The organism is Nitrospirota bacterium (genome assembly GCA_037386965.1).
GTDB lineage: Bacteria > Nitrospirota > Thermodesulfovibrionia > Thermodesulfovibrionales > JdFR-86 > JARRLN01.
In genome coordinates this window covers 18,599-27,269 of record JARRLN010000041.1, presented here as the reverse complement: position 1 = coordinate 27,269, position 8,671 = coordinate 18,599, and the positions used below count along the sequence as shown (strand labels likewise).

Genomic DNA, 8,671 nt, shown 5'->3' with positions numbered 1-8,671 from the left:
AGGGAGGAAGGCTCTTCGTCTCGGACCTGTCATACGATTTCCTGGAGCAGGCTTTGCCGGAGTATATAGACTTCGCCGGAAGTGACGGGACGCCGGAGAATGTGCCAGAAGCGTGGAACGCCGCTCAGAGAGGAGACGGACCTACGTCTGGAGCAGCAGAGAGCAGGGACGCGACAGTAACGGATCCTAAACTTGTTAAATGGCTACAGAAGGTTAACTGCGTCGATTCCGCTGGAAATACGATGCTCTCCTGTATTAATGGCGAAAACACGATTACCATCACTGGCTTCTACAAAAACTGGGCCCAAATGCCTTCTGGCAAGCAAGAAACGAAAGCAAGAAAGGGACAGGCGCCGCAAAGGCGTCTGTCCCTTTCTTATAGGTGAAGGCGAGGGGGATTACCGGAGCTGTGGCTGGTCGAGGAAAATGTTTTCGCGCACGCCGTCTCCCTTGACCTTCCGCAGCAGGTCGGGATTGAGCTCCTGCACGCTTTTTTCCAGAGCTCCTATGGAGGCGAGGTGCGGCGTCCGGCGGCCGTGATAAGACGTTTCGGGTCCGATGGGCACGAAATGTACGCCCATCCTTTTCAGCAGGACGGAAAGCCCCCTGGTCATGGCGGCGAGCCACTGCGACAGGCCGATTTCCTTGCTCTCCCGGTATAAGCACGTGTACAGACCCGTAACGATTTCCGCCTGCCTTCTGTCTTCCCAAAGGCTTTCCCTTATCTCGCGGTGCAGACCGTCACGGAAGGCACGGTCACAGTAAACGGGGCCGTCCTCGTTCCTTTGAGGAAATTCCTTGAGTACGGCAAGCCGGGATATCTCGCCCGTCCTGTTCCGGGCGATAAGCTCGTCTGCTTTTATCTCGCAATACCTTTCAATCGGAAAGCCGAGGCGGGAGTTGAGAATGAGGCGGACGGTGCCGAGAAGCTCTCCGTCCAGGAAAGCGCCGAAGTGCATGGCATGCTCGTCGAATTCGTCCCATTCCAGCCCCCATGGGTAGTCTTCGGGCCTTTCGAATCCACGCTCCAGGCAGTAGACTTTATACCTGAGCCTGAAGGCTTCTTGAAGTTCGATGGTATCAGTTATTTTTTTAAACCGTATCGGTTCCAAAGGAGACCTCCATGGACGAGCAATAGTCGGAGGATGCACAGAGGCAAAAAGAGCTCGCAGACCTCGAGGACAAGAAGCTGAATTCTCCCAGGATGAATCGTCCGGATAGATGCTCGTTCTCTATCATCTTGCAACCCGTCCCCTCACCGATGCCTTTTTGCAACAAGAAAGCCGCCAGGGAAAATCCTCTGGCGGCCCTGTAACCTACAACGTCCGTTCGACCATCACCTGTTAGGATTAAAGTTTGGTCGATATGGCGGCGGCTTCAAGTGTTTTCTACCGGTGTAACCTCACAAAACGTCCGTTTGCCGATGCCACGCCGGGGGGCACCGGCGCTGAAAAATATCGCGCTCCTCGAACAGAAAGGGCCGCATGTCTTATAATGACCCTTATGCCGCGGACATCGCTGTCGTCGGAGAACGATATATGTTCGATAGAGCGTGGTTCTGAACCGCCGGGGCGGTTGTGCGCATCGCGGACCACGGAGTGCATGACGGGCGCATTTGTCCGGGGCGTGCGGCGTGAAGGCGCGGGATGTTTTCCGCGGAAGCGGGGTAAACAGGGTGCATAAAACATGAGCGATATCCTTGTCACGGGAGCTGCGGGTTTCATCGGGTTTCACCTTTCGCGGCGCCTTCTCAGCCGGGGGGACGCGGTCACGGGCATCGACAACCTGAGCGATTATTATGACGTGCGCCTCAAGGAAGACCGTCTGGCTTTGCTCAGGCCGCATGAGAACTTCCGGTTCGAAAAGATTGACCTGGCCGACCGGGCCGCCATGGCGGCACTGTTCGCCGGGAGCCGCTTCGATATCGTTGTGAACCTGGCGGCACAGGCCGGCGTCCGGTACTCGCTGGTGAACCCCCATTCCTACATAGACAGCAATATAAGCGGATTCCTGAATGTCCTTGAGGGATGCCGGCACGCCGGTGTCCGGCATCTCGTTTTTGCCTCCTCCAGCTCGGTCTACGGGGCGAATACCCACATGCCTTTCTCCGTTCATGACAATGTGGACCACCCCGTCTCCCTGTACGCGGCCACCAAGAAGGCAAACGAGCTCATGGCCCATGCGTACGCGAGCCTTTACGGCGTGCCGTGCACGGGACTCAGGTTCTTCACTGTCTACGGCCCGTGGGGGCGTCCCGACATGGCCCTGTTTCTTTTTACCCGGGCCATCCTCGAGGGCCGTCCCATAGATGTTTTCAACCGGGGAAAAATGAAGCGGGACTTTACCTATATCGACGATATCGTGGAAGGGGTCGTTCGGACAATGGAGAAGATGCCGGAACCCAATCCTCGCTGGAGCGGCGAGAGGCCGGACGCCGGGACAAGTTATGCTCCGTACAGGCTTTACAATATCGGGAACCATAACGCAGTGGAGCTGCTGGATTTCATTGAGACCCTGGAGGAGTGCCTGGGGCGGCGGGCGGAAAAGAACATGCTCCCCATGCAGCCCGGGGATGTTCCGGCTACGTATGCCGACGTGGAGGACCTTGCCCGTGAGACAGGTTTTGAGCCAAGCACGCCCCTGAGGAAGGGGATCGAGGCGTTTGTCCAGTGGTACAGGGAATACTACCGGATGGAAGCCTGAGGGAGCAGTTGAGAGCGTCTGTCCCCTGGAGAACAGGACTCCGTGAAAGCGGAGGCGCAGGGGAGGAGTGGCCGGCGGCGCGGCAAGACCGCAAGAGCCCATAAAAAAAGGGAGGGACGTCAGTCCCTCCCTCGGTGGTCGGAGTCCTACTTTTCCCAGTCCACGAGTATGCCGCAGAGGTTGGGGTTGCCCTCGGCAAGGGAGACCTTGATCCCGTACTTGCTGTGGCAGGAGTTACAGGCAGAGACCTGTTTTTCGATTTTGTGGGTCTTTTCGTTCATCACGACGAGCTTGCTGTCGCCGGCATAGGTCCTGGCCGCCAGCAGAACGGTCTTCCCGTCGGGGCTGAATGAGAAGTCATGCGGACGCACGTCGTTCGGAAGCACAATATGCTCCACGACCTTGTCGGTCTTGGTGTCGATGACGACTATCTGGGACTTGTGTGTGCCCGGCTTCAGGCCCGGGTCGAACTCGTTGGGCGCGGACACCCAGAGATGCCTTCCATCCGGGGCCATCTGTATCTGGTGGATAAAGGTCATCTCGGGGTCCTTTATCTTCTTTATCGTCTTCTTGGTCTTCCAGTCCAGCACGTAGACGGTGCCCGTGGGCATGTCGGAGACGTATGCCTTTTCAAGGTTTTTCGTCCACGCTATGCCACAGACGGCTGCGCCGACCGGGATCTTCTCGACCAGCTTCATGCCGGTGGGGTCCCAGACGTAGACATGTCCGTCGGCCATGTCCTCCAGATAGATTTTGCCGTCGGGCCCGGCCACGGCGTCGCAGAACTTCTGGCCGACCTTCGCCGCTTTCGACTTCGTCTTCGTCTTCAGGTCATACGTGACGATGTCGCCGTTGAGGAGCCCGACGACGAGCCTGTTCTTGTTCGCTGTGAAAGCGGCGCCGTGCTCGCCACCGCCTGCCTTTACCTTCTCAAACTGAGCGCCGGCGATTACTCCCTCCATCTCGGTGCCCGCCTCGGTGATGACTATCCTGTCGGCCCCGAGGTCGGTGGGCTCCTTCAAGGTCGAAAGGTCAATCACCGCGAGGTGTCCGCCCTCGCCCGAGATGTACGCGGTGCCCTTGAGGTTCGTCTTCTCGGCCGCGCCCGATTTGGTTCCCCAGAAGGCGAAAACCATAGTGACCGCAACGGCAACGCTTAAGGCAACCAGGAACAGCTTTTTCATGTGTCCCTCCCCTTTGTTTTTGTTAAACGGCTTCACTTGTTCCAACGCCTTTACCGTTTCAACCCTCCTTTTTATAGAAAGTACTGTATAAATATACAATACCCGGTTAAGGGCGACCTGTCAAACCATTCGGTCAAATTACAGTTTTAGATTTCTCATATCCGTAGGGCTCTTACAAGGTGGACGCAGCGTCTTGTTCGTCCCGTCCCAAGGATGTGGGACATGGAAGCGGGTTTCGCTCTGCAAGCGTGCGTGCACGTTCGTGAGGCAGAGTCCGTTTGAATGTTTCAGGTTCACTACGGACAAGGCCCACGGAGTCAGGTTCCCTGCCGGGGGCGGTTTGAGGCCTTGCTTTTGAACTGTCCGGCATGGCTCAGGCCGTGTTTGCCTTGCGTGCCATGCGGGGATGAGAAGGAGCGATATTCTCTCACCCGAGAACAGGTTGGCCTTGAAGACAGGGCTCATTCACTTGGAAAGCACGAAGAACGGCCTTCCCTCGAGGATTCCTCTCCGCGGAAAGGGGGCAAGGTGGTCGGGCTCGACTTTTCGTGCGTGTTTCGGGAGAGCGGCAAGCCGTTCTTACTTCGGAAGGCCTCCGTGGCCTTCAAAAGGGTTTGCGAAGAGAGCGGGGGTCCCCGGTCTCGTGGAGGTCTTCCTACTTGCGACAGACAATAACGTACTGGGGGGTCAGAAATTCCTTGAATATGCCCAGGGTTGCTCTGTTCAGACGCTTCCTTCTTCTGCGAAGAATCCTTTGTACTTTTTCCACCTTCAGGTCCGCATTCCTATGCAAATGAACGATGTTTTTCAGGCAAAAGAATCTGATATGCCCTTTGTCGAGGACCCCCTCCTCACTGTAGTGGAAATCGCCTCTCATAATGGAAATAAGAGACCTGAAATCCCTGATATTGGGGACACTCGAAATGAATAGCCCCCCTTCATTGAGAAGATGCGCAAGCTTCCGAACCACCGTCCATGGGTCCACGAGATGTTCCAGGATGTCTGCACAGATGATGACGTCGAAATAATTCTCAGCGAGCTCCATGTCCTCGTTTTCCACGTCGAGACAAAGAAATCTGTCAGGGGAGTCTATGAGGACATCGACGATGTCCACCCCGACGGTCTCGGCCGCTTTGCCCCGGGCCTTGAGGGCTGCCAAGGTGGCCCCACTGGCACAGCCCACGTCAAGGACCCTGTTTGGCCCTGGGGGCACATGAGCGATGACGTCTTCTCTCACATGAGCAAAATAGCGCCGGGATTTCCCTCGGTAGAGGGCCTCCTTGCTCATTCAGCCGCGACCTCTCAAAGGTGGGGCCATCGCCCGCTGATATTTCAGGGCCAACCCGGCGCAGGAGAAGAGGGGCAGACCAAACGTGAAATTCAGCAGAACGTCCGGAAGAGCGCCGGACGGGACAAGGCGCGAAAGCTCCCGGTCCGGTCCGTCGGAGACAGAAAGCATCTTCGACGCCGGAACGTTGACCCCCGTGATGGGTGGCACAAAGGACATGAGCTCGAGGCTCCTTACGGGATATGGAAAAGCTTCTCCGCCTGACCTGCCCGAAATCATTGTACCACCTTCAAAGCCAGACGTGGAGCCTCGGGAAAGGGTTCTATCCATGTTGTCTCCCCGGAGCAGACTGCCCATAGCCTGTTGAACCACGCGCCCCGGCTTAGTTGCGATGTTTTCCTCCAAGAGGCACAGGAACAATGAAAAGGGGTTGCGGCTGCCGCAACCCCTTGATTTTTCTGGCGTCCCAAGGGGATTTGAACCCCTGTTACCGCCTCGAAAGTCTCAAATTGAGCTTTTCGAAAGTGGGCCTTTTACCTGCAATTTTTTAAAATATCATTATAAAGCAACAAGTTTACTCTTCCATTGTTTACTATATTTTCCATGTGTTCCATTCCCTTAAGTAGATTTTGGCTACATTTTGGTTACAGTTAATTGGACCTTTTTGATAATCTATTAATCAAGAGACTAGAGGTGGACCCCATTTGTCGGACAGTTTGGCGGCTGCCTTAAGGTGGAAACCACCATTCATCATGCCGCCTTCTGCATTGCTCCGTAGCCTGGAAGGGGCAGACCCCAGTATGCCTCATAGGGTGTCCGGCCATCAAGGCTCGAATGGGGCCGCTGCCTGTTGTACCGCTCGAACCAGTTCCCGAGCCCTTCTCGGACCTCGCCGCCTGTCTCAAACGTGTTGATGTAGATGCACCCGTATTTCAGGGTCCGCCAGAGCCGCTCCACCATGACGTTATCCATCCACCGTCCCCTGCCGTCCATGGAGATGTTCACGCCCGCGTCCTTGAGCGTCTGGGTAAAATCAAGGCTCGTGAACTGCCCGCCCTGGTCCGTGTTGAATATCTCCGGTGTGCCGTACTTCGAAAGCGCCTCCTCAAGTGCCGCCACGCAGAAGTCAGCCTCAAGCGTATTTGAAAGCCGCCAACTCAGCACCTTCCGGCTCCACCAGTCCATGACCGCCACCAGATACAGAAAGCCTCGCCTCATCGGTATGTACGTCACGTCGGCGCACCAGACCTGGTTGGGCCTCTTTATATCGAGCCCTCTCAGGAGATACGGATACATTTTGTGCTCCGGATGGGGTTTGCTCGTCCTGGGCTTCTGATAAACCGGCATGAGTCCCATCTTGCGCATCAGGCGGCGGACCCTCTTTCGCCCTACACAGTATCCCAGCCGGTGCAGGTGCCGTTTCATCTGGCGAGCCCCATACGAGGGGTCCTCAAGAAACTGCTCGTCTATCAGGCGCATGAGCTTCAGGTTGAGAGGATCCTCCCCTGTAGCCTCGTAATAGAACGAGGAGCGGCTGATAGAGAGCAGATGGCATTGCCGGGCAACGCTGAGCCTCGGGTGATTCCTCTCGACCATCTCCTTCCTCCGGGCGTGGCTCAGCGACCGAAGGCCTTGGCCAAAAAATCACGCTCCACCGTGAGCTGCCCGATCTTGGCGTGAAGCTCCTTGATCTCTGACTCGCGGGAGATTTCACTGTGGTCGGCCTTGCTGCTGAACAGAGTGTCCATGCGTTCCACAGCCTGCCGCTTCCACTGCGCCACCATGTTGGGATGAATCTCAAACCGGGCCGCCAACTCGTGGATCGTGCTCTCGCCCTTCAGGGCCTCCAAGGCCACCTTGGCCTTGAACTCAGCCGAATACCTCTTGCGCTTCGTCCTGCTCATGCGTGAACCCTCCTTCAGTCAGTGTGGTATTTTACACCTTAACCCACTGTCCGAATTCCGGGGTCCATCTCTAATTGGCGACGAAATAGCCATCAAAGATACTGAGTACAGATTTCTATACCAGAATAAATCGCATCGTGAAAGGTTCGGAGATTCTCCCGGTGAATACTGCTATGGAGCTACCAGGAACAGTGACGAAATTTGTGAAAATTGTCCCCTTCAAATGTCCTTCCTCGATGGCAAAGTGCATAAAGAAGAGCAAGCACGAATGACCAATCAGGGAATAGAATATTATGAGGTCATATCCGCACCAATCAGAAGCTCAGCAGGAGAGATTATCGCAGGAATTGAGGTGGTCAGGGATATTACTGCTCGTAAGAAAGCGCTTGCCGAAAAGGAAACTCTCCTTCAAGAGTTGAACCACAGGGTGAAAAATAATCTGAACATCTTATCTAGTCTTTTAAAAATGCAGGCACGAGCAGATAAGGATCAGGACTGCACAAATATACTTAAAGAAGCTGAGGCGAGAATTGGAACCATAGCTTTAATCCATGAAAAACTATGTAGATCTGAGAGTCTAGGAAATATCGAAGTATATAGCTATGTTATGGATCTAACAAAGAATGTGCTGAAAATATCCAGCGCCGATTCTAATAGAATATTAATAGATTTGGATATTAAGGAATTTATGGTTCCGGTTAATACAGCAATTGCTTTAGGCTTGATTTTAAACGAATTGCTGACCAATTCCATTAAACACGCATTTCCTAATGGTTCCGGTCTTATTATTATAAAAATGAACGAAAAAGATGGTGATAAAGTAGAATTGATATATTCTGATAATGGGATCGGCCTCCCAGAAGACTTCGATATTAATAAGACTGATACTCTGGGAATGAAGCTCATTGATACATTAGCACGGCAGCTTGGAGGAGATATTGGGATCAGATCTGAGGATGGATTCGAATTCTCACTAATATTCATGAAATCATTCTAATAGCTTAGAGTTGCTGTCTTGAGGATCAGTTGTCCAAGATTAATTTAGAGAATTATATAAAATCTCTTGACCTTCTTTCATATCCAAAAGAATCGGTAGAGGAGAGCAAGAGGTTGAGTCTTCATAGTCTTTTCACCAAGATGTTGGCTACAGTAGGGGAGAAAGAAAAGGGCCGCATGTCGCAACCCCTTGATTGTGTTGGCGTTTCCAAGGGGATGTGGACCACCACAAGTGGGCCTTCTATCTGCATAAATCTGAAATTAATATATATCAGTCATTTATCAGCTCGGATGTCTTGTGATATTTTCCATCCATTCCGGTCCTTTGAGGACATTTTGGCTACAGTGGGCAAGAAAGAAAAGGGGTCGCATGTCGCAACCCCTTGATTTTTCTGGCGTCCCCAAGGGGATTTGAACCCCTGTTACCGCCTTGAAAGGGCGGTGTCCTAGGCCGGACTAGACGATGGGGACGAAAATGGTGAGCCGCGTTGGACTCGAACCAACGACCCACGCCTTAAAAGGGCGTTGCTCTACCATCTGAGCTAGCGGCCCACCCACTATTATTATAAAACATTAAAATACCCCGCGTATAAGTT

The 8,671-nt window shown here is 53.8% G+C and carries 7 protein-coding genes and 2 tRNA genes; 3 read left to right on the top strand and 6 right to left on the bottom strand.

What is annotated here, in order from left to right:
* Positions 1-386: hypothetical protein (locus P8Y39_07555; GenBank protein ID MEJ2192192.1), on the top strand; the 386-nt coding region annotated here is incomplete at its 5' end.
* 12 nt (positions 387-398) lie between these two features.
* Here P8Y39_07555 and P8Y39_07550 read toward each other — a convergent pair.
* The gene (locus P8Y39_07550) at positions 399-1,112 is read right to left on the bottom strand and encodes a PEP-CTERM/exosortase system-associated acyltransferase (protein ID MEJ2192191.1); all 714 of its coding nucleotides are present in this window, start codon (positions 1,110-1,112) and stop codon (positions 399-401) included.
* A 574-nt stretch (positions 1,113-1,686) separates the two neighbouring features.
* Between P8Y39_07550 and P8Y39_07545 the strand changes: the two genes are divergently transcribed.
* A complete protein-coding gene (locus P8Y39_07545) occupies positions 1,687-2,703 on the top strand; it encodes an NAD-dependent epimerase (GenBank protein MEJ2192190.1) in 1,017 nt (338 codons plus the stop codon).
* A 146-nt stretch (positions 2,704-2,849) separates the two neighbouring features.
* On the opposite strand, the gene P8Y39_07540 is transcribed toward P8Y39_07545, so the two are convergent.
* From P8Y39_07540 to P8Y39_07530, 3 genes are all read right to left on the bottom strand, one after another.
* On the bottom strand, positions 2,850-3,887 hold the full coding sequence (locus P8Y39_07540; GenBank protein MEJ2192189.1) for a YncE family protein: 1,038 nt from the start codon (positions 3,885-3,887) through the stop codon (positions 2,850-2,852).
* 655 nt (positions 3,888-4,542) lie between these two features.
* A complete protein-coding gene (locus tag P8Y39_07535; GenBank protein MEJ2192188.1) occupies positions 4,543-5,175 on the bottom strand; it encodes a class I SAM-dependent methyltransferase in 633 nt (210 codons plus the stop codon).
* Between the two features lie 750 nt (positions 5,176-5,925).
* Positions 5,926-7,079, bottom strand: a protein-coding gene (locus tag P8Y39_07530; protein ID MEJ2192187.1) for an IS3 family transposase whose coding sequence is annotated in 2 segments (ribosomal slippage) — positions 5,926-6,806 and positions 6,806-7,079 — 1,155 coding nt in all. Because the reading frame shifts where the segments join, the coding sequence is not laid out codon by codon here.
* On the opposite strand from P8Y39_07530, the gene P8Y39_07525 reads away from it, so the two are divergent.
* Positions 7,078-8,076, top strand: coding sequence for a histidine kinase dimerization/phosphoacceptor domain -containing protein (locus P8Y39_07525; GenBank protein ID MEJ2192186.1), 999 nt, complete (start codon positions 7,078-7,080; stop codon positions 8,074-8,076). The genes P8Y39_07530 and P8Y39_07525 overlap by 2 nt on opposite strands.
* Positions 8,077-8,468: 392 nt before the next feature.
* Here the strand turns inward: P8Y39_07525 and P8Y39_07520 are convergent.
* Positions 8,469-8,546 (bottom strand) — tRNA-Glu (locus tag P8Y39_07520).
* 5 nt (positions 8,547-8,551) lie between these two features.
* Positions 8,552-8,627 (bottom strand) — tRNA-Lys (locus P8Y39_07515).
* Positions 8,628-8,671: the final 44 nt, after the last annotated feature.

Bases quoted from the DNA above. Each gene is read 5' to 3' on its own strand.
- P8Y39_07545 (MEJ2192190.1), top strand. From the start codon at position 1,687: ATGAGCGATATCCTTGTCACGGGAGCTGCGGGTTTCATCGGGTTTCAC.
- P8Y39_07540 (MEJ2192189.1), bottom strand. From the start codon at position 3,887: ATGAAAAAGCTGTTCCTGGTTGCCTTAAGCGTTGCCGTTGCGGTCACT.
- P8Y39_07535 (MEJ2192188.1), bottom strand. From the start codon at position 5,175: ATGAGCAAGGAGGCCCTCTACCGAGGGAAATCCCGGCGCTATTTTGCT.
- P8Y39_07525 (MEJ2192186.1), top strand. From the start codon at position 7,078: ATGCGTGAACCCTCCTTCAGTCAGTGTGGTATTTTACACCTTAACCCA.